The sequence below is a fragment of the Mucilaginibacter aquariorum genome (assembly GCF_024498135.1).
GTDB lineage: Bacteria > Bacteroidota > Bacteroidia > Sphingobacteriales > Sphingobacteriaceae > Mucilaginibacter > Mucilaginibacter aquariorum.
In genome coordinates this window covers 81,354-100,090 of record NZ_JANHOH010000011.1, presented here as the reverse complement: position 1 = coordinate 100,090, position 18,737 = coordinate 81,354, and the positions used below count along the sequence as shown (strand labels likewise).

The 18,737-nt window shown below is 43.9% G+C and carries 21 protein-coding genes; 7 read left to right on the top strand and 14 right to left on the bottom strand.

The genetic code is table 11. The features are described from left to right. From NPE20_RS24115 to NPE20_RS24105, 3 genes are read right to left on the bottom strand one after another with little or no spacing between them, the layout of a single operon-like run. Complete coding sequence (locus NPE20_RS24115; RefSeq protein WP_256541268.1) at positions 1 to 570, bottom strand: hypothetical protein; 570 nt, start codon at positions 568 to 570, stop codon at positions 1 to 3. Positions 571 to 574: 4 nt separating this feature from the next. Further along, positions 575 to 955: an HNH endonuclease gene (locus NPE20_RS24110; protein WP_256541267.1), complete on the bottom strand. Its 381-nt coding sequence runs from the start codon at positions 953 to 955 to the stop codon at positions 575 to 577. Between the two features lie 32 nt (positions 956 to 987). Then, positions 988 to 1,275, bottom strand: coding sequence for a DUF3892 domain-containing protein (locus tag NPE20_RS24105; RefSeq protein WP_256541266.1), 288 nt, complete (start codon positions 1,273 to 1,275; stop codon positions 988 to 990). A gap of 330 nt (positions 1,276 to 1,605) precedes the next feature. On the opposite strand from NPE20_RS24105, the gene NPE20_RS24100 reads away from it, so the two are divergent. Together NPE20_RS24100 and NPE20_RS24095 are read left to right on the top strand one after the other, a co-directional pair. Further along, positions 1,606 to 1,815: a hypothetical protein gene (locus tag NPE20_RS24100; protein WP_256541265.1), complete on the top strand. Its 210-nt coding sequence runs from the start codon at positions 1,606 to 1,608 to the stop codon at positions 1,813 to 1,815. Positions 1,816 to 2,100: 285 nt separating this feature from the next. Then, positions 2,101 to 2,859, top strand: coding sequence for an SH3 domain-containing protein (locus tag NPE20_RS24095; RefSeq protein WP_256541264.1), 759 nt, complete (start codon positions 2,101 to 2,103; stop codon positions 2,857 to 2,859). Positions 2,860 to 2,899: 40 nt separating this feature from the next. Here the strand turns inward: NPE20_RS24095 and NPE20_RS24090 are convergent, their stop codons facing one another. Both NPE20_RS24090 and NPE20_RS24085 read right to left on the bottom strand, forming a co-directional pair. Beyond that, positions 2,900 to 3,565, bottom strand: coding sequence for a response regulator transcription factor (locus NPE20_RS24090; protein ID WP_256541263.1), 666 nt, complete (start codon positions 3,563 to 3,565; stop codon positions 2,900 to 2,902). A gap of 5 nt (positions 3,566 to 3,570) precedes the next feature. Then, positions 3,571 to 5,220 carry a tetratricopeptide repeat-containing sensor histidine kinase gene (locus NPE20_RS24085; protein WP_256541262.1) on the bottom strand — a complete coding sequence of 550 codons (1,650 nt, stop codon included), beginning with the start codon at positions 5,218 to 5,220 and terminating at the stop codon, positions 3,571 to 3,573. A 442-nt stretch (positions 5,221 to 5,662) separates the two neighbouring features. Here NPE20_RS24085 and NPE20_RS24080 point away from each other — a divergent pair, with 442 nt between their 5' ends. Then, positions 5,663 to 6,634, top strand: coding sequence for a hypothetical protein (locus NPE20_RS24080; protein ID WP_256541261.1), 972 nt, complete (start codon positions 5,663 to 5,665; stop codon positions 6,632 to 6,634). A 299-nt stretch (positions 6,635 to 6,933) separates the two neighbouring features. Here the strand turns inward: NPE20_RS24080 and NPE20_RS24075 are convergent, their stop codons facing one another. The 7 genes from NPE20_RS24075 to NPE20_RS24045 all read right to left on the bottom strand — a co-directional run bounded on the left by NPE20_RS24075 (position 6,934) and on the right by NPE20_RS24045 (position 13,333). Continuing rightward, complete coding sequence (locus NPE20_RS24075; protein WP_256541260.1) at positions 6,934 to 7,317, bottom strand: hypothetical protein; 384 nt, start codon at positions 7,315 to 7,317, stop codon at positions 6,934 to 6,936. 65 nt (positions 7,318 to 7,382) lie between these two features. Next, a complete protein-coding gene (locus NPE20_RS24070; RefSeq protein ID WP_256541259.1) occupies positions 7,383 to 7,886 on the bottom strand; it encodes a hypothetical protein in 504 nt (167 codons plus the stop codon). Next, positions 7,883 to 9,517: a hypothetical protein gene (locus NPE20_RS24065; protein ID WP_256541258.1), complete on the bottom strand. Its 1,635-nt coding sequence runs from the start codon at positions 9,515 to 9,517 to the stop codon at positions 7,883 to 7,885. Before NPE20_RS24065 ends, NPE20_RS24070 begins: the two co-directional genes overlap by 4 nt. Continuing rightward, positions 9,514 to 10,473 (bottom strand): DUF4407 domain-containing protein, encoded by a 960-nt coding sequence (locus NPE20_RS24060; protein WP_256541257.1) that lies wholly within the window; start codon positions 10,471 to 10,473, stop codon positions 9,514 to 9,516. The genes NPE20_RS24065 and NPE20_RS24060 overlap by 4 nt, the downstream gene beginning before the upstream one ends. Before the next feature lie 4 nt (positions 10,474 to 10,477). Then, the gene (locus NPE20_RS24055; protein ID WP_256541256.1) at positions 10,478 to 11,824 is read right to left on the bottom strand and encodes a DUF4407 domain-containing protein; all 1,347 of its coding nucleotides are present in this window, start codon (positions 11,822 to 11,824) and stop codon (positions 10,478 to 10,480) included. Beyond that, the gene (locus NPE20_RS24050) at positions 11,805 to 12,368 is read right to left on the bottom strand and encodes a hypothetical protein (protein WP_256541254.1); all 564 of its coding nucleotides are present in this window, start codon (positions 12,366 to 12,368) and stop codon (positions 11,805 to 11,807) included. Before NPE20_RS24050 ends, NPE20_RS24055 begins: the two co-directional genes overlap by 20 nt. Positions 12,369 to 12,481: 113 nt before the next feature. Further along, positions 12,482 to 13,333 (bottom strand): ion transporter, encoded by an 852-nt coding sequence (locus tag NPE20_RS24045; protein WP_256541253.1) that lies wholly within the window; start codon positions 13,331 to 13,333, stop codon positions 12,482 to 12,484. A gap of 64 nt (positions 13,334 to 13,397) precedes the next feature. On the opposite strand from NPE20_RS24045, the gene NPE20_RS24040 reads away from it, so the two are divergent. Beyond that, positions 13,398 to 13,634 (top strand): hypothetical protein, encoded by a 237-nt coding sequence (locus NPE20_RS24040; RefSeq protein ID WP_256541252.1) that lies wholly within the window; start codon positions 13,398 to 13,400, stop codon positions 13,632 to 13,634. On the opposite strand, the gene NPE20_RS24035 is transcribed toward NPE20_RS24040, so the two are convergent. Continuing rightward, positions 13,627 to 14,415: a DNA/RNA non-specific endonuclease gene (locus NPE20_RS24035; RefSeq protein ID WP_256541250.1), complete on the bottom strand. Its 789-nt coding sequence runs from the start codon at positions 14,413 to 14,415 to the stop codon at positions 13,627 to 13,629. The genes NPE20_RS24040 and NPE20_RS24035 overlap by 8 nt on opposite strands. A gap of 98 nt (positions 14,416 to 14,513) precedes the next feature. Between NPE20_RS24035 and NPE20_RS24030 the strand changes: the two genes are divergently transcribed. From NPE20_RS24030 to NPE20_RS24020, 3 genes are all read left to right on the top strand, one after another. Further along, entirely contained in the window at positions 14,514 to 14,666 is a 153-nt protein-coding gene (locus NPE20_RS24030; protein WP_256541249.1) for a hypothetical protein, read from the top strand. 380 nt (positions 14,667 to 15,046) lie between these two features. Then, on the top strand, positions 15,047 to 15,946 hold the full coding sequence (locus NPE20_RS24025; RefSeq protein ID WP_256541247.1) for a Hachiman antiphage defense system protein HamA: 900 nt from the start codon (positions 15,047 to 15,049) through the stop codon (positions 15,944 to 15,946). Further along, positions 15,916 to 18,213, top strand: a complete 2,298-nt coding sequence (locus tag NPE20_RS24020; RefSeq protein WP_256541246.1) for a helicase-related protein — start codon at positions 15,916 to 15,918, stop codon at positions 18,211 to 18,213. Before NPE20_RS24025 ends, NPE20_RS24020 begins: the two co-directional genes overlap by 31 nt. On the opposite strand, the gene NPE20_RS27025 is transcribed toward NPE20_RS24020, so the two are convergent. Further along, entirely contained in the window at positions 18,197 to 18,544 is a 348-nt protein-coding gene (locus NPE20_RS27025; RefSeq protein WP_354003292.1) for an ORF6N domain-containing protein, read from the bottom strand. The genes NPE20_RS24020 and NPE20_RS27025 overlap by 17 nt on opposite strands. Positions 18,545 to 18,737 lie beyond the last annotated feature (193 nt).

Sequence of the window (18,737 nt, the reverse complement as noted above, 5' to 3'; positions counted from 1 at the left end):
TTAAAATCTCCTTGATAAAATATGGTGGTGAGAAATGGCTGCTAGCCCATTTTTGAATCCACGGGTATAACTGATCAGGATACCTTTGCAATCGCCTTCCTCGCGTGCCGTGTCAGCCTCGATAGCTTTTACCTTGTCAATATGCCCCTGTGCGATCTTTTTTTTCATCTCCAACTCCTCGACCATATCTACCATGCCGCTCCGGGACCTACTCGTAATGTGAAATTCAGTTTCCTGGACAAAATCCTCGTAGAACGTTTTTACTTTATTGAGTGTTCGGACCAGTTCGCTTTTTAGCGCCTCAAGGTTTTGGTTCAGGTTGCTGACATCTGGGTTTAGCAAAGCATCGTCATAACCTTTTACTTCATGATTTTTATCCATAAAGGCATATAACACGCCGATATGATGATCAATCTGCGTTGGTGCCTGGGCTTGATCCTTCGGAGCACCTGTTTCGACAAACACGCGTTCCTCAACCTTTGGCAGAGCTGGTGTTGGGGTCTGATAATGCCCGTTGAAGTGCGTGGTCTTTGCACCGTCATTGTCGGCGCGTTTAAAAAAACTTAACATAGGTTCAAACTATTAAGACTGGTACTTTGAATTTACTGTGGCCTCGTTGGTGACAGTTTTTGCATAAGGTAATCAGTAGGTGATCGGAATAATCCCAGGGGACTTTAAATCCTTTCATTGCCTTGACATATTGGTACTGGCGGTGATGCACTTGGATCTCGTCTGTGCTTTTGCAAATTACGCAACACCCTTTATCGCGGGTGATAATCTCATTTCGTTTGGCCTTCCAACGCGGGTCGAATAGTAAATTGCCATAAGAGCCGTGCGGTGGTGCATCAATAAGCGGTGCATCGGGATCGATCCGAGCTAAATCATTTTCACGCCGGTAGCGTCCAACCTGCTTTTGGTTGACAATTCCCAATGTACTGTTACGATTGATTTGCATTATTTGTGATAAGGTTTAGGATAGCTTTCCGGTTAGCACTCTTCGAGTTTTAGCAGATTATCAGATTTAACATCATCTGCTACTGTCTTTACATACTTCGTACCCTTATCGGTTGTCTTTGCTACAAGTTTTGCTTTGTTACCCAATGAATCCTTTACATAAGCTTCGTTGCCATCTTTTACGAAATCATACATTTGCTCGCGTGTGCTGGTTCCTGAATTTTGATTGGCTTCATTTAACCAGTTCATACTCTTGATAGCGACATAAGGATTTTCATGGTTGCCATTGTCCTTTTTTATACATGTGATTTTTACTGACATAACATTTTGCTTTGGTTATGTCTCAAAAGTACAGCGTAGGGAAAGCGTATTTTTACGGAAAACCGTAAAGCAGGACTTTTGAAAAACTTATAAACCTGTGGATATCGTATGTCACCCAAAAAATAGTAAAAATTTAATTTAATAACCATACATCACTGTCGGTGTACCGGTAAATTGGATTTAACGGAAACTTCACTGGCTGTGAAGTGATTAATAAGTTGGTGGGAAGCGAAGTGATTACTCTGGAACTTTATTTTATACTGTATTACGGTTTTCCGTAAATAATTCAGGATTAGGGAGGTTACTTTTGATTATATTAAAATAAAAGTTATGAAAAGTTACTACGTAAACAAAAATGCACAGAGTAACGGCGACCATGAAGTTCATGATGACAGCTGCTCTTTCTTGCCAGACTCATCAAACCGCGAGTACTTAGGAGAATTCAGCGCTTGTGGGCCGGCAGTACAGAAAGCAAACGATAGGGGTTACAAAAAGGCAAACGGTTGTTATTACTGTTCAAACCCTTGTCACACCAGCTAACATTTGGAACTGTTTTTATTGTTTGAATTCCGGCATACGATGATCGCTTAGTTGTAGTTTCACCATTGAACCATTAACCGATCATCTTTGCTTTTACGCAGTACGTTAGCCAATTTCAAACCACCTAATCATACATCAATATGGGAAACCCTGACCAGCTTAATTATTCAGTTAAACAGTTTCTTTCCGGCTTTTCAATTTTTGTAAAGGTTTGATGGCTTCCGGCTTTACTGATCATAGTTGACCCAGTCTAATCCCAAACTTTCTTTCACCATTCACATAATTATGAAAAGAGAATTCTATACCGGGCTGATTGTCGCAGGAATGTTGGCGCTAAACGCCTGTTCCGGTGGGCAAGATTCAAACACTAATGCCAATATTGACTCCGTGCAAGTGGCAGTAGATAGTGTGCCAGTATTATATACAGTTAACTGTGAAAGTATCGCCATACGTACCGGACCTGGGAAAAAATATCCTAAACTGATTAACCAAAAAGCTTCGGATGCGCTACACGAAAAGCAATATTGTACAGTTGACCAATCCGTAAAAGTGGAAATACTCGACGAAAAAAGCGTCTGGACAAAGATCCGGGTGGTCCAACCGGACTGGCTTAGGGATACGCATATCGGCTGGATACCTTCTGAAGTGTTGATCAGCGCGCAGGATATGGATAAAAAGACAACTGTAGAACTTGATCCTAAAGAATATCAGATCATGGTGACTGATCATCGGCCTGTCGTTCAGAACTTTCATGTTTGGCTTAAACATCGCCGGTTCGATAAAGACTATATATATGCATTCACAAAGGCGTTCCGTAAAAAACACTGTACGATGCAGTGTAATGTGGCTATATATGATAGTGAATCGATAAAGAATTTAGTACTTGTTTATCCATTAAAAGATAAAGATTACCTACGCCTCGCCGATCACCTCATATCCATTTCCACTTTTGATGCAACGGATGTGAAAGATTGGTACCCTTACCAGGACTTTCATTATCGTGACCTGGGTGGTAAAAATTGGAAGAAAGAACCGGTCAACTAAATTTTAGGCAATAAAATGGCGTAAAGCCGCACAGTAAAAATTATATCAACCCCATTTCTCGGCAGAACAGTACCAGTTGTTCGTTATTGGTAAAATTCATAGCCGATTTGATGTGATTTAACCGTTTTTCCATGCTGCTTTTACCAGCTGGCTGAATATTATTTGTCGTCAGGTAATCAGAAATGTTTTTTTGCGGCATACCATCGGCCAGTAAACGGACAATAATTTTGTCGTAAGCGGTGAAAGAATGCATGTTTTGTTGCTCCGTGGCGTTGCGCAGTTCACGTGGATGATATTTTTCATTGCGGACAATGCGTTGGAGGGCATCTTTCAGGTCCTTGGCATCGCCCCGCGCTTTACGCACGTAGCCATCGATGTGCAGCTCATCGAATAGCGGCCTGATAATAGCCGGTCTGCTTTCAGCTGAAAAAACGAGTGTTTTTAAACCTGGTTGCAAACCCTTGGCCAGCTTGATCAGTGCCGCGCCGTCAGGTAATTGACGGGTGCTTCCTTCCGGTTCAAAATAGAGATCCGTGATCAGTAGGTCATAAGGCTTATTATCAGATAGCGATTTCCGGATTTTTGATAAAGTTAAATCGCAGAAAAAAGCATAATCCGGTTTTGGCACACCCATATCTTCCAGCGTTTTTCGCAGGGAAATATTAGCAATTTCGTGGTCTTCAGCGATAATGACGTGTTCAAACATAATGATCAATTAATAGGAATCGAAATGTGCAGGCGTGCGCCTGGTTTCTCTTCTGCTCCAAAGATAAGCTCGCCACCCATAACCCTAATACGGTTTTCCGTATTTTGCAAGCCTTTCCCTTTACGAATGTTGTTAGGAAAACCAACACCATTGTCGCGGTAACTGACTAATAGTTGGCCCGACATAAGTTCAAAATCAATGATGGCCTGCGATGCGTGGCTGTGTTTACTCATATTGACCAAAAGTTCCTGCAGTACAAGTTCTAACTGGTCTTTGATCTTGTCATTTACGGCTTCCCACAATTCCGGTTCATTGCCGGATAAGGCCAGTTTAATTGAGTCGCTTTTAAACGCGTTAACCAACTGTTGCAATTTCTCGCTGAACTCTTCCTGCAGTCCCGGGTCTTCGTCCTGACTGATCTTACGTGACTGCTCGTACATAAAATCCAATTGACCCAGGAGATAGTTTTTATCAAGCTCATCGCTGTAATCGACTTCGTTCATTACGCGGTATATTCCGTTGGCGACAACATCATGCACTCTTTGCGACAATTGTAGCCTATCCTGACGGATACGGTTATCGGCTTCGAGTTGAAGCCGCTGTTTTCTTTTTCGGTACCAAATGATGATGGCGGGAATACCAGTCAGGAGCAGTAGGATAATGAACCCGAGCTGGTATTTTTTTTCTGTATTTGCTTTTTGCAATTTTAAGTTTTCTGTTTTGTTTTTTTCTACGCCGTACCGGATCAATGCAAACTGATTTTTCGCCGCTTTCCGAACATACGATATACTGTCGTTTAATGCCTGATATCTCAGATAGTAGGATTTGATATTTGCCGGATGAGAGAATAGGATCAGTTTTTGAATCGCCTCTAATTTATCATCAGGGCTTTGTAACTGGTCAGCGACTAAAAGCATCTTGCGCGCATAGAACAGCGCAGAATCCGGTTTGGTAGTGCTGTAAAAGTCAGCAAGATGGGCATAGCTTGAATTTTGTCCCCAGGTATCCTGCTTTTTGAGCCGGATGGTCAATGCGGTATGTAAGTCAGGCGCCGCATTATAGCCCGGGTCTTTTAGCCATTTTGTAACGGCCACGTTTGTTAATGCTTTTGGATGTTCAGTGCTGTCGTTGGCGGTAAGCCGCAAAACCTCCGAATAGGTACTAATCGCCTCATCATATCTTTTTAATTTCTGAAGGGCATTTCCTTTATTGTTCAGGATATAGTGCAGGAGGCTTGAATCGGCTGCATATTTTAATGCGTTATCGCTATAGTTAAGCGATGCGGCATAATCCTGGAGGTTGAAGCAGGCCATACTGAGTTCGTTGTGGTCTATCGCCAGATAATTCCGGTCTTCCGGCCGGTGTTCATCAAGTGATTTTAACGACAGGGTCAGACTTTCCTGTGCACCGTAGTGGTCGCCCGCATTTGATTGCAGAAGCGCCATATTATAGTAGGCAAGCGCGACTTGTTGCTTATCCTTCGAATTTTCTGCCAGTTGGTTAAAATACAGGAAAGCGGAATCCTTGTTTGTACTGAGAAGGGTATACGCCTTTCGATAAGCTGCCCAAGGGTCGATAGCGGTCCGTTTGCCGGTTTTCTGACAGGATGTGAAAAACCAAACGGGCAGGAGCAATAGAAGTACAAGTTTTTTCAAATATTTTTTCAACTAAATTAAACAAAATAAGGCACGCTTTGCGTGCCTTATTTTAACCTCAAGGAGCAGGAGGCGGAGGAGGTGGTGGGATATGAGAACCATCACCTCCAGTATCCAGGGTCGTCAACTGACTATTTTGGTTATGATTGGTATTATGATTATGCGCAGGGCATGACAGTGCCATAAAAATGGCGAAAAAAATTTCAAACATTTCACAAAAAATTAATGGTTAATGATGCTGCTGATCCTTCGGGACTATCCCGTGGATGATGCAGGTTAATTTTTGGGAAGTGAGCGTTTGGAAAACGGGAGCTTTTATCTGCTTCCCAAGCCGGGTATCGGCCCCCGCTTTCGTCGCGCTGTTTAAATCAATTTTCGTGCACTGTCCCGACCGGCCGACCGGGGTTTGTTTTGATTATGAAAGCAAAGGTATAGCGGCTAAATGCCTTTACAGCAGGTTCTTCCGTTTCTTCCTTTAATTCCGTTGTTCCTCCGAAAACTCCTTGAAGTTTCCGGAAAAAAGTTATTTTTAGGGGTGATTTATACCGAAAGATTTGCCGCTTACAAAAAGGCTGTGGTTAGTGCTTACCTTCAAAAGTGTAGCCAGGCGCAGGAGAATTGGTTGATAAAGCCAACCAGGGGAAGGATTAGGCAATTATGTTGCAAGCTCGTGGAAGACGGTCTTAGCAAACGAGATGAAAATATGTTGTATAAATACCTCGAAATGGAACCCGGTGACCGTGATTTTTTGGCAGCGATCAAAGAAACGGATGCGGACGATTTTCAAGGTTTCGTACAATTCCTGAATAATACAGAAATAAACCCGGCAGAGCCAAAGGTGGAATTGTTGGCCTGGCTGATCGATTTTCCGGCCCGGCCATATTCGAAATATATCGAAACAGGAAAAGATGAGCTGGATGTAGCAGAAGATGAGCTGAAAATTAAACCTCCGGCTAAAAATGATGATGAAACTAATTTACCGCCAAAGGATACAAAACAAGAAATCGCCCCAATACCTCCACCAGTCAATAAGAAAGATTGGCGATGGTTGATCGGGATTGCGGTACTCTTGATAGGAGGGGTAATATTATGGCGGGTTTGGACAGATGGTAAAAAGTGCATGTATTGGAGCGATGATCATTATGTGGCGACGTATTGCGATGTCCCAAGACTGGATACGCCGATTCTTCCTATTGACCGGGCAAAGTTGCGGGGTTTTCGAAAGATCAAAAAGACCGACACCTTGACTTCACCCTACGCCCTGAGAAATTTTTGGTATGTCCGGGTGGCGGATAGCCTGGAGATTTATTCTGCCAGCGGTACACATCCTTTATATCCTGATAAGCGGTTAGAGGCAGTTACCGACTACGTCGTGAATTTTTGTCGGAACCACAGTAAATACGGGAAACCGTAAAGGGAAGCGTGGGCAGAATTTTATTTTTGGATGACCGGAAATAAAAACGAAATTTAGCCTAAACTATTGAGGCCTAATCATAAACGCTCATGAAGACCCTGTTCCTGTTTTTCGCCCTTTCGGCGTATGTGCAAACAGCACCTAAAACCATGGTTTATATATGCGACAGTCCTTCCGCAAATAAATACCACCTCAAAAACGATTGTCACGGGCTTAGAAAGTGTACCCACCACATTATCAAAATCACACTTGAAGAGGCAAAGAAAAGGAAATTTGAACTTTGTAAGTTTGAAGACTAGCTAACCCATCCGTTTGTGTTTGGCAACCTCTATTTTGTTTACAAAATCGATCAATGCTTCTGTCGGCATATTTTCCGTACGAAAAACGATCTTGCTGGCCCCGTCCGATGTGATCGTGCAAACATGCCGACGCGACATAAAATAACCAACGATTATGAAAAATGGGATAAATAAGGAAATAACCACTTCCAGTGTACCGCCGTTGCGTGTAGTTGCCAGCGCTAAGCCTGCCACACCGGTTAGGGCGCCGAGTATCCAGAGCAATGGATAGGAAATAGACAATACTTGTACTGAGCTGATCTTTTCCAGCATGATGGAGATGAAGCTTGACTGGCCCCAGATCTTATTGTTATACCTGACGCTGTGGGTAGTTAGCGTTACCAATCCATTTTCGGTAAAGGAGGAAGACAGACTCTTGGGGCAATAGTTGCTCTTTATTCATTATTGTATTATCTGATGGTTGGAATAGAGGGTGTCGGAATAAAAGCTTGTAGAAATATGCCCAGGGAAAACAGCAAAACGATGGCAAGCCCCGTTAACAGAACCGATCTTACTACGGCTAAGCCAATATTATTCTCGCTTAATTCAACAGACAAGGACTGTCCCTTATATATCTGGCCCGATAAAACGCCTTCCATCCCGGTGGCAATACTGTAAGCAAAGAGCAGACCGCAGCAGCAAATCAATAAAAAACTCCATGATGTGGCCGAATTTAGACCGCCGTTGCTGGCAGAGATCAGCAAAAAATCACGTACGGGCGCGAATAGACCGGTGATCAATATCAGGGAGGCGAGCAGCCTGCCGGCGAGCACAATGGCCTGGGCAAGATTGGGGGACGCTTTTGGATAATGTTTTTTTCTGAAATAATAAGCGATCAGGCTGATCAGTAAATAGCTGAGGATCAAACTCAGGCCAAAGGCTACGCCCCCGGAGATTAAAAATGATGATTTCATATCGATGGTTTGTTTATAAGGTTAATTTCCCAGTAGTCCATGTGATCTATCTCCGGCCTGAGTTGCCCGGGAGAAAAACCCCTGGAAGTGGTCTCCCAAAGTACATAACGGTCTTGTCCGGCTGTTTTTGCCGATCCGGGCAAAGGCAGGTCGATCCCCAGCAAGGAATGCCGGAAGGCATTACTCCCCGCGATCGCGACTTTATAATGGTAATGGTTCAATACGGTAAATAGAAACAGCGTCCGGGTATCACAATCGCCCTGGAAGTTGGCCATAAACTCAACCGGCGATTGTACGCCGTAGGGCACATGGCCCAGGCAGCCTGCAATATTCCCGGCAGGGGATGCCGAAAGCAAATCAGTGTTATCCGACGAACAGGTGCCGTCGGTGATCGTATTATAGGGGATGTCCTGAACGAAACTCACCAACATGCCTGCAAAGTTCGCCTCATCAAGGTTCCTGGCTTTGCGGAGGCTGTCAAACAAAGGGTAGATCCCCTGCATCCTGTTTTCGTCCGATAAACTCATGTTCCGATAGACGTCTGACAAGCTGCTGACACCTTTCATGCGCAAGTGTTCGTTCTCCGCTGCCCGGAAGGCGGACGTCAACACCCTGACATCACCCTCATATTGGTTGCCGCTCAGATCTTCCCAGGCCCGGTGATGAATGATCCACTGGTCAGCAGCCGTTGTATCCAGGTTGGTGTTTACAGCGGGCTTTTTCACCGGCTTCGTTCGCGAGTAATCCCGCGTGTCCGGTTGGTGCACCGGAGTTTTTGCCGGTACGATTTTTGAACCGCGAAAAACGGAAACTGCCAGCCCGCCAAAGTAGAAAAGGAAAAACAGAATGTAAATGACAGAGGAGAATACCGTCGAGAAGCGGCGGTTAGTCAATCGGGAGATCAATAATATCAATAAGATGATCCCGATAAAAATGATCCCGGGCCAGGACAAACTGATCAAAAAGAATAAAAGGAAAATGCAAAGCAGGATCCCGCCCAGGAGCCCGAACGCGGAACCTGTAGTGACCCGGTTGTTCCGGACGGTATACCAGTTCCCCCAATGTAGGCTACCAGTATGATACCGGTACTGGTCACGGCGGTAACGGGTGCCGCCGATGTAAGAAAATTCGTGTCCCGCAGTCCTGGTCCAGTCGGGGTGATTGCTGAGCGGTATTGCACCGGTGGGCGGCGCGACCGGGTCGGGTATAAAATGCTCTTTCCGGACAATGGTTTCTTTCATTTCCAAAAGAGAGCCGTAAAGCGTCCCTGAGATACTGCCCAGTTGTTCCGTCCCTTCTTTCGTGACCAGTGATATTTGGGGATCGGCGATCTTTGGTTCGGAAATGTTGAGTTTAAAAAATGATTTGGATTTGGGATCGTAACAATTGACAGATTGTGCGAATGTACCGCTGAAAGTTTCCAGGCTTTTGTTTTCCGGAAAATCACCCTCCGCATTGCTCCTGACCTGTTCTAATATAACCTCAACATCGTAAACATGCATGTCGAAGAACTCGGTCTTTGCCCGGCTAAGCTCATCTATCCGTTGCGCGTGATATTTACCCCGGAACGTCCCTTTAATATACGTCCTGTTGGCTGTCATGATTTTTTCCTCCGACCAGTAACTTTTCATCGGTATAACTTTAAGAAATCTTCCTGTCCGTTGAAGGTGCGGCGATCTTCTTTCTTTTTTGTGTTATACGGCGCATCTGCATAAGTTTCGATTACCCTAGTCTCAATACCATACTTTTCAAAAAAGATCCGTTCGAAATCCAGCTTAAAATCCCGGTAAGCATTGATCACGATGGAATTATAAACCTCGCTTTTATGTTTAAAATAGGGGTTGGCCAGGTTTAAAGTCCTCTTTAAATAAATAGGTAACAGGAAAATAAAAATGATCAGCAGCGTGAATAACCAGGCTATGATAAAGGAACGATTGCCTGTAACCAGTTCCAGCCGCTGAACGAAATAATCGGCTCGTCCAATGACAAATTCGATACGTTCAAAGGCTTCTGTCTGTTCCGCTCTTAATTTATCGAGTTCGGCACGGAGCGGTGCTATATCGGATTCGGCGTAGTGCAGAGTTTCTTTTTTCCTGATCTCCGATGAGAGTGTTTTTTCTGCGCGCGCGGCTGCTTTTATGAGCTTTTGCTCCGCTTTACGGATACTTTCCTGTTTGATCAGTTCAATCTTTTCTGAGAGCAGAGGCTCGAAAAACCATGCTTCCAGCGGCTTGGAAATAAAGACGGCGAACAGGATGACGAAGCCCGCACGGAGGCTAAAGGAAAGATGTTTGATCACTCCTTTATTTTTGAACTGCAGGATGGGTTTGGCGAGTGTCGTCAGCAAGAGTAAATAAATATTGTTGATCATCCACGCAAAGAATAAGGCGACGGGTATCGCCAGCCAGGGGTTATCAAATAACATCTGGAAAGTATACCAGCAGGAAAAAAAGCTTATGATGAAAACAAAAAGTGTGATCGCGCCGACCAGGGCAAAACGGTCCCGAATCCCCCGATGAGCGCAGATCCGGATGATCCCGATGTCTTCGCCGGAGTACCGCCAAAAATAATTGGATTGTTCGGTCATTGCATTAGGATAAAGTGAACCTGTTATCTTTTTGTGCCCCTTCTTCTTTGACAGGTTCCTGCCCGTTATCATTTTCTACAACAGGAATCGTTTCGCCTGTGAGGGTGGTCACATAGGCCTCCAGATTATTGTCAATGGCTTCTTTTTGTTTGGTTTTCCAGCTATCGATGATGTACTCATTCAATTCTTTTTGAGCCTGGACCACCCGTACTTTCATGCTGGTCATACGGTCTACTTCATGGTGGATGACCAGGTCTCGTTCCAGGCCTTCTTTATCTTTATAGTAATCATGTTGGATCTCAATGCCGTTTTGCGCTTTGACCAGGTCTTTGATGTTTTCCTCCATGTAATCATATGGTCCTTTGATCAACATGAGCTTGAAAAATATCGGGGTCAGTTCGATCGCCATAAACAGCAGGGTAATAAAAAGGGAAATGCCGGGCGCGAGTTCGTGGGAGATCTTGATGCGTTCGAGCAAGCCGTCAAGACCAGCCGATACGGTCTTGTTCTTCTTCAAGGCGATCTCCAGTTCGCCATTCATTTGAGTACGCCTTTTCTGAATGTCGTCGATCTTTGATTTGTTTAGCGAAATGAAGCGGTTCATTTCTCCTTCTACCCGGTCTCTTTCTGCTTTATAGGAGCGTGCCATAGGGCCTTCTCCCTGCCCTCTCCCGCCTTGCCCTTTGGACGTTTCCAGGTTCCAGAGCGAGTCTTTGACGGCAATCACCTTCATATAATGCTCGATATTGTTTTGGATACCTGAATTTTCTTTATCCAAATCTTTGATCCTGTCCTCGAAATTTTTCCGGGTTTTGATCTCATATTGTTTTTGGGCCTCCAGCTGGGTCTGATAAAGCTGCGCATCGATCTCACTCTTGAACATTCGTATCTCCACGGGTTTCGAGATGGTGAAGGCGATGATCGTGCCCATGATCAGTCTTGGCAGCGCACTTTTCAGTTCCTGACGTGTGATGGCCTCTGTTCCGTCGCCCTTGCCGGTGCTGGTAACGATAAAACGGTCGATATTGAAAATGATTGCGCCCCAGAAAAGGCCGAATATCGTAGCTAGGATAAGTGTAGGTATATCGGTCGGGTCATAGTGGCCGGAAGCGGCGATCGTTTTGATATCGTCAATGGCATCGCCTTTAGGCGCAAAGATGGTGTAAAAGGCGTAACCGCCAGCCAGTGCCGCCATAGCACCGGTCGCCAGTACTATGCCGCCCATACAGGTATATTTAACCTGGTCCGAATAGGTGCTTCGTTCGAGGATATAGCGGTCACCGCCGGAGATCTTCCAGAATTGCCTCATCAGCCAGCTTGGCCTTGGATTTTTATAAAACGATGTTTCCATAATATGTAGTAAGGGTTTGGTTGTCAGTTTCGGTTTGTGCGTGATATAGTTGTGAAAAAAGATCTTGTTCAGATAGCTGCATCCGGTTTGTTTCCATATCGATGACCGGTTGCCGGACCATAGGATGTTGGCTGACGGGATAAACGTGCCGTATTCTGGGTTGCAAAGATTTGATCATATCCGGTTGCATGACGACAGGCTGGTTTAGCGCTGCTGCAGGCGCGGGACGGTAGTGAAGTGCAGCGACTTGCGGCCTGATCTCTTCACCCCGGCTATGGTATACGCCAATCGCTTTAATGAATATAATTCCATTTGGAGAGAGCTGGACATAGGGTGACTCTGCCGGCAGGAAGGAGCCCATCCTAAGACCATTACAGTAAACTTGTACCATACAGGCTCCTGTGATATCCCAAAGCAGACGGCAGGTGGCGCCTTCAAACAGGAGTTCCTGATCAGTCTCCAGGGCACTGATACGGACCTTTTGGAAACTGACCGCCAGCCAGAGCCAGCGCAAAGCCACTTTGCAGTAGTTCTTAAATAACATGATTTAGGCATTGCCTTTTTACCGGCAACAATGTAAACTTAATTAATTTATCCATCATTAAGTAAAAATAGCTATGCCTGCCGCATCTTTTTTACGGGAAACCGTAAAGCATTTTATTCATACAATGCCATGCCGCAATGCGGGCAGCATGCCGCGGCGACCCGGGCTTCTTTTCGTTTGAATTCTTCGGAAAACCCCGAAGCTAAGATACCCGCGGGCAGGGCGAACATGCCGATGCCAAGAATAGAGATACACGCGGTCAGCGTTTTTCCAATACTGGTGATGGGGTAGACGTCACCATACCCTACTGTTGTCAGGGTGGCGACGCTCCACCACATGGTTTCTGGGATGCTGGAGAATTTGTCCGGCTGCGTATCATGTTCCACGAAATACATCGCACTGGCAGCCAGAATAATGAGTGTAAAAACGAGCAAAACGCTGATCAGTAGCTCTTCCTTTTTCGACGCGAACACTCTGCGGATTACACGGGAAGCGTTGAGAAAACGCCCCAGTTTGAAAAAGCGCATGAAACGGATCATCCGCAAAACACGCAGGGACCGGAGGTCAAGACCAGATAGCGGTAAATAAAATGGCAGGATCGCCGCCAGATCAACCAGGGAACCCGCCGATAGGATATAGCGCAAGCGGCCCTTCAATGGGTGGCGGTACTTCCGGATACAGGTGCAGGACCAAAGCCGCAACAGGTATTCAATAGAAAAGATGGTGATCGAAAACAACTCGAAATTTCTGAACCATGACCGGTATCCCTGGTAAAGACTTTCCACGGTTTCCAGGCAAACTGCCGCCAGGTTTAAGAGGATCAAGCAGACGATCAAACTGTTGATGACTTGGTCCCAGAAGGTGCCGCCATCTGTGGGATCCAGCAATAAATGAACTTTTTTCTTCAAACGTTTGTATCCGCGGTCGCGGTTATTCCTGTTCAAAATTTGGTTAGTGACGTACATCGGATAAGGTTTTGATCAAATTTAATAATTTACAAGAAAAGTATTTTACATGTTTGCAACTTCTATGGGACAACAGTTTACCGTACTTGATTTTAACGCGATGCCGATGAATGGGCAGGCGGATATCGCGATCGCCGGCAATTTTCTGGGTGGCCAGAAGGAGGGGGATTTCATTGTACAGTTGCACCGTGTGGATAATTTTTACGTGGGGGTCTTTTATGACCCGGTGAAAAATGAGATCGTCCGGTATGAGGGATTTACCAATACGAACCGGCCGACCCCTTATATCAGGCTTAATTGAATATCGCTTTTGGATCAAATCCAAGTTTTTTGACCAGATCGGGGTAACTGATCAGCCGCTGCTCAAACAAACTTCTTTTTTCAGTGGGTTCATTCGGCATCCAGTAGCAAAGTACGATATCACCTCCGACGTTATGATTATTGTACTGTATGATTTTATAATAATGGCTGGGCACAGTTGCGGTCAGTTTACCTAAGGTATAGGTTTGTTTGCTACCAAAGGTGCCGCACCAGATCCGGACGCTATCTGTCAAAGCTTCCCCCCGGAAACCGGTAAGCTTGCGGCAAAATTCTTCTGTCGCCAGTTCCGTGCCAATGTTCTGTCCCTGGTATTCCATTCCTGAATTGAAAGTGTAGGTATCCGAAAGGATGGCGGCATCTGCAGACCAAGCCATCAGGATCCAGGCCTGACAATGGCCTTTGGCGATCATATCTGTACTGTTCTTATTCGCATATCGATAAAGCATTGTTTCATTAGCCTGCCCGTAAGCCGCGTGCCATGCTGCATAAATACTCTTTCTCGGCAGATTTAAGGCTTCTTGCTCCAAGCGATGCGCTTCGGTATATACATAATACGTGACGAGCGGCCGGTGTTCCGCCGTATCTGCGATGGACTTATAATAGGGATTGACCCATATCTTACAACCGGCACAAAGATCGGATTTCCGGGTGGGGTATTTTTTATAAAGTGCTTTCACATAAGCGGCATTGATCTCTTGCGCCGAAACATTTCCGGTAAAAAAGCAAAATATGATCAGGATGGCAATAACCGGTTTAGGCATGATCAAAGATAATTATTGACAGGGAAAGGAGTTTTACGGTTTCCCGTAAAGGCATTCAATATTTAATTTTTTCCTTTATCAAAATTTAATTAATCATCATGATGGACACGATTGAAGCGATCAAACCAGGACCAAAACGCGAGAATGAAGACGGTACACCCGACAAAAGACAGCGGGTGGATCCCCCTACCGCGCCAAAGCACCCTGCTTTAAAACCGCATGTGCATAAACCCGGTGAAAAGAAACGTTAAAGGATAAAGCGGCATAGGTGTTTTTCACTTATGCCGCTTTAAGAAAAATAAAAACGTTTCAAAATGCGGTTAAAGTTTGCTGAAACTTTTATAGAAATTCAATTATCATGGTAGATTAATCAGCACCGGCACCAAAATGTCCTCGCCTGAGGAATTAATCTCGTCGGCCAAAGACAAAGAAGTCAATGATTTGACCCTGAATATCTTTAATGCCCTGCTGAATGTGGGCGAGACACAACTGAGGTGTATATATCAAACCCGGTATATATAGTATTACACCGTTTACTATTGTTAAGCGTTAAATACTCTTTTTCGTATCCATTTGTTTACTTTCGGCGTCACCGGCAATTGATTTATCCTTCATACCTTATCAACAATTAATGAAAAAAGAACTGGTCGATCTGATAAATGATACGATAATTTTAAAATACGAGCTTCCTAATAGCAGCTCCGGGATTTTAAAAACTGTTTATTCAACGCATAATGACAGGTGTTATTCGGCTGAGGATAAAGAAAAGATCGCAGAAATAATCTATAATTCAATTGTTTACTACTCTATTAATGAATTTGAGTTAGACGGAAAAGACCTGGCGGCTATGCATGCCGGTGCGCTCAAGAACAAGATAAAATACAATCCTGAGGCTTCGGATGAAGCCAAGATTAAATACGGTTTTTTTGGCGAAGTTTTATTATACAGCATGCTCTATGTCCTTTATGGCGCAGAACCGCTGATCGCCCGTGGCTATTTTTATAATCCACTGGAAAACTCCGAGACCAAGGGCTATGATTCCTACCAGCTTGTTGAAACTGACGGAAAACTGGAATTGTGGTTTGGTGAGGTGAAATTTCATGCAGGGTATCAGTCCGGCGTCGACAGCGTTTTATCTAATATTGATAAAGCCCTTTCCGATGCATATCTTGAAAGGAATCTCCTCGAGCTCCATAACCATAAGAACAACTTTAATACGCAGGGTACCCAAATTGAGGCCGTTTTGAAAACCTGGGAGGCCAACCCCCTGATCAATCCCGCACATGAGGTGTTAAAATATGACATGACCCTGGTGTATCCAATTTTGATCTTATACCAAATGGACGATTCCGCAACCTACGATACCAACATCCAACGTATCCCGGATTACATTCAGAAAAATTATGTCCCCAAGCCATTTACCTTATCAGTAGACCACAAGATATTTTTTATGCTGTTGCCGATCGAGAAGGTTAAAGTCATCAAAGAAACTGTTATCTCATGGATAGAATCAAAGAAACCGCTGATCTGATCATAAAGGTCAATCAATTCCGGCAAAACAAACTGGCAGATTATGAATTGGTCACGGCAGTTTGCACCTATTTTGACCATTTTAAGGACGAAAAAATTAACCAGCCAGACCTGCGTTTTCTACGATTTATTGCCGGCGTGGCTGGTATACCGCACTTCTACGATGTTCTTGCCAAGTTTGGCAATGAGGTTGAACTGGAAGAAATGGATCTCAGCACCATCTCCACATTCATCTATGAAAGCACCTTGCATACCGCGGATACTGTTAAGGTCCACCGATATCAGAAAATAGTGCTGGATAAATTTGAAAAACAAAAACGGAACCGATATTTCCTTTCCGCCAGCACTTCATTCGGAAAAACGCACGTTGTTTACGAAGTGCTAAAAAAAATGGAGTATACAAACATCGTGCTTATCTTTCCTACTATCGCCCTGCTTTCTGAGAATTTAGAACGAATTATGGCCGATCAGGCATATGCGCGACTCAGCGAGCGCTATCAAATACACACGCTGAGCGAGATCGTTAGTTTCGGAGAAAGGAATTTTTTTATTTATACGCCAGAACGTTTTCTTTCCTACCTGGAAAAAAACAGCAACCTCGTCAGTTTCGACTTTGTCTTTATCGATGAGGTGTACAAAATTGATAACGATTATATTATTGATGAAGAAGTAAAAGAGAATGAGCGCGATGTCGCCTACCGCTTAGCGTTATACTATTCCCTGAAGCCAACTACCGACCTGCTGTTTGCGGGCCCATATATCAACTTTTCTGATTCACAAAAGGCAAATTATAATCCTTCATTTGACAATTTTATTAAATCGAATAACATCGAAGTGATAGACCTTAACCGTTATGAGATCGTAAATAAAAGCTTTACGGATATCAAATCCGTCCGCAAAATAGTTGCAGATGAAAAGCTGGATTTTGACTTTGATAGTGTCAATAAAGAACCGCGGCTGATCGAGATTATTAAATGCGTTATCGCTATTGGGGAAAACACGATTGTCTATTGCTCCACCAGGGCAGGTGTGGAAAGCTATGCAAAAAAGATCATTGCTTCGGAAATACTGACCAACCACGACTTTACATTCTATTATCATTTTGTTGATCATATCACCAATAATTTCAGTAAAGACTGGGTGGTGATCACGGCCTTAAAAAATGGCATCGGGATCCATCACGGCCTTGTTCCCAAATACATTCAAAAGGAAATAATCAATCTCTTTAATTTAGGTGCATTAAAAGTGCTGATCTCCACTACCACGATCACCGAAGGGGTGAATACCTCTGCCAAAAACCTAATTGTCCTGCAAGACAAAAAAGGCACCAAGCCGCTTAAGCGTTTTGACGCCAAGAATATCGCGGGCAGGGCGGGCCGCTTTCTTTACCATTATAGCGGCAGGGTACTGGTGCTCCAGAACAATTTCATGCAGGCCATCAATTCAGCGGAAGAAGGGATCAAGCACAAAAATTATGACCTGGATTCACCTAAAGATGAGATTGATCTTTATTACACGCAAGATATTTATTTAAAAGATGCCGACAAGAACAGGATCGTGAATATCCAGCAGGAACAGGATTCCCGCCAGATACCTGACGAAATCTTTGATGTATATAAAGTCGTGAGCCGTATGGACAAGATCGCTGTTTATGATAACATTAAAATGTTGACCCCGGCAGAGTTTAGATCCATCAAGAATTTGATCAGACGCCTTAATTTCCAAATGGATATTGACTATGACGGATTTGAAGTGATCCTGAAAGTCATCCGGCCTATTATCAAAAATCAAAAGCTGATCTTCCTGATCGATTACATCGGTAAGAGTGGTTATGCGACTTTGACCAATATGGTTCATTTTTACCTTACCGGAGGGTTCATCGGACTGATGAAAAATAGAATTAGCTCAGGAAATACTGTTGATATTGCCATTCGCGATACGGCAGAGTTTGTATACAGTACCTTAAAATACCAGGTAGTAAAATATCTGGGCGTTTTTAACATTATGTATAAATTTTACGAATCGCAGCAAACTAATAGCCCGATGGCTGATATTTCCGGTATTGATATCCTGCTCATTAAATTAGAATATAACGCCCTGACCGAACTTGGCAGGATCGCCAGCGATTACGGCGTTCCGGCTAACATTGTCACTTATTATGAAACCGAAAACAACCAACGGTTAAGGGGCAACTTTGATAATTATGAAACCATCATTTTTGACCGTATTGACGAAATCATCCAACGAAGCATCAAGCGTAATGAATGACTTCGGTAGTGAAAAACGAGATATTGAACGCGGAAATAAAAACGCGTATTAGAAAAATATATTGGGTCTGATTGTTGATCTTGGAGTTAATTTTTTCGATTTCGAGTCTCAATTCTGTATTGTTGAAAAGCATTTGGCGAATCTTCGTAAAGATTCTCATTACTTGAATATTTACTTCTATCGCTCTGTCGCTGTTAAGAACACTCGAAAGCATAAGAACACCATGCCCAGTAAAGACAAACGGTAATACCCTTCGCCCTCCACACCCTTTCTTTGACATCACAATTTGTGATGTCAAAGATGAATATTCATTTTCCGAAAGCTGAAACATGGAGTCAGGCGGGAATCGTTTTAGATTTCTATTTACTGACACGTGTTTCAATATTGTATAATTCCGCCAAATCGCTTGCCAGCTTTGTTTTGTGCCCACGGATATAATAGATTTTATTCATGATGATTTCATCAGGTATCAATTGGTTTTCCATTTTTTTAGATCGAAAGGATAAGATGGGAACAAGCTCAAT

What these genes read in the sequence shown, in the direction of transcription:
- NPE20_RS24060 (WP_256541257.1), bottom strand. Translation starts at nt 10,473, where the DNA reads ATGACCGAACAATCCAATTATTTTTGGCGGTACTCCGGCGAAGACATC.
- NPE20_RS24045 (WP_256541253.1), bottom strand. Translation starts at nt 13,333, where the DNA reads ATGTACGTCACTAACCAAATTTTGAACAGGAATAACCGCGACCGCGGA.
- NPE20_RS24105 (WP_256541266.1), bottom strand. Translation starts at nt 1,275, where the DNA reads ATGTCAGTAAAAATCACATGTATAAAAAAGGACAATGGCAACCATGAA.
- NPE20_RS24095 (WP_256541264.1), top strand. Translation starts at nt 2,101, where the DNA reads ATGAAAAGAGAATTCTATACCGGGCTGATTGTCGCAGGAATGTTGGCG.
- NPE20_RS24065 (WP_256541258.1), bottom strand. Translation starts at nt 9,517, where the DNA reads ATGAAAAGTTACTGGTCGGAGGAAAAAATCATGACAGCCAACAGGACG.
- NPE20_RS24025 (WP_256541247.1), top strand. Translation starts at nt 15,047, where the DNA reads ATGAAAAAAGAACTGGTCGATCTGATAAATGATACGATAATTTTAAAA.
- NPE20_RS24100 (WP_256541265.1), top strand. Translation starts at nt 1,606, where the DNA reads ATGAAAAGTTACTACGTAAACAAAAATGCACAGAGTAACGGCGACCAT.
- NPE20_RS24070 (WP_256541259.1), bottom strand. Translation starts at nt 7,886, where the DNA reads ATGAAATCATCATTTTTAATCTCCGGGGGCGTAGCCTTTGGCCTGAGT.
- NPE20_RS24055 (WP_256541256.1), bottom strand. Translation starts at nt 11,824, where the DNA reads ATGGAAACATCGTTTTATAAAAATCCAAGGCCAAGCTGGCTGATGAGG.
- NPE20_RS27025 (WP_354003292.1), bottom strand. Translation starts at nt 18,544, where the DNA reads ATGTTTCAGCTTTCGGAAAATGAATATTCATCTTTGACATCACAAATT.
- NPE20_RS24115 (WP_256541268.1), bottom strand. Translation starts at nt 570, where the DNA reads ATGTTAAGTTTTTTTAAACGCGCCGACAATGACGGTGCAAAGACCACG.
- NPE20_RS24110 (WP_256541267.1), bottom strand. Translation starts at nt 955, where the DNA reads ATGCAAATCAATCGTAACAGTACATTGGGAATTGTCAACCAAAAGCAG.
- NPE20_RS24050 (WP_256541254.1), bottom strand. Translation starts at nt 12,368, where the DNA reads ATGTTATTTAAGAACTACTGCAAAGTGGCTTTGCGCTGGCTCTGGCTG.
- NPE20_RS24030 (WP_256541249.1), top strand. Translation starts at nt 14,514, where the DNA reads ATGATGGACACGATTGAAGCGATCAAACCAGGACCAAAACGCGAGAAT.
- NPE20_RS24080 (WP_256541261.1), top strand. Translation starts at nt 5,663, where the DNA reads ATGCCTTTACAGCAGGTTCTTCCGTTTCTTCCTTTAATTCCGTTGTTC.
- NPE20_RS24035 (WP_256541250.1), bottom strand. Translation starts at nt 14,415, where the DNA reads ATGCCTAAACCGGTTATTGCCATCCTGATCATATTTTGCTTTTTTACC.
- NPE20_RS24020 (WP_256541246.1), top strand. Translation starts at nt 15,916, where the DNA reads ATGGATAGAATCAAAGAAACCGCTGATCTGATCATAAAGGTCAATCAA.
- NPE20_RS24090 (WP_256541263.1), bottom strand. Translation starts at nt 3,565, where the DNA reads ATGTTTGAACACGTCATTATCGCTGAAGACCACGAAATTGCTAATATT.
- NPE20_RS24040 (WP_256541252.1), top strand. Translation starts at nt 13,398, where the DNA reads ATGGGACAACAGTTTACCGTACTTGATTTTAACGCGATGCCGATGAAT.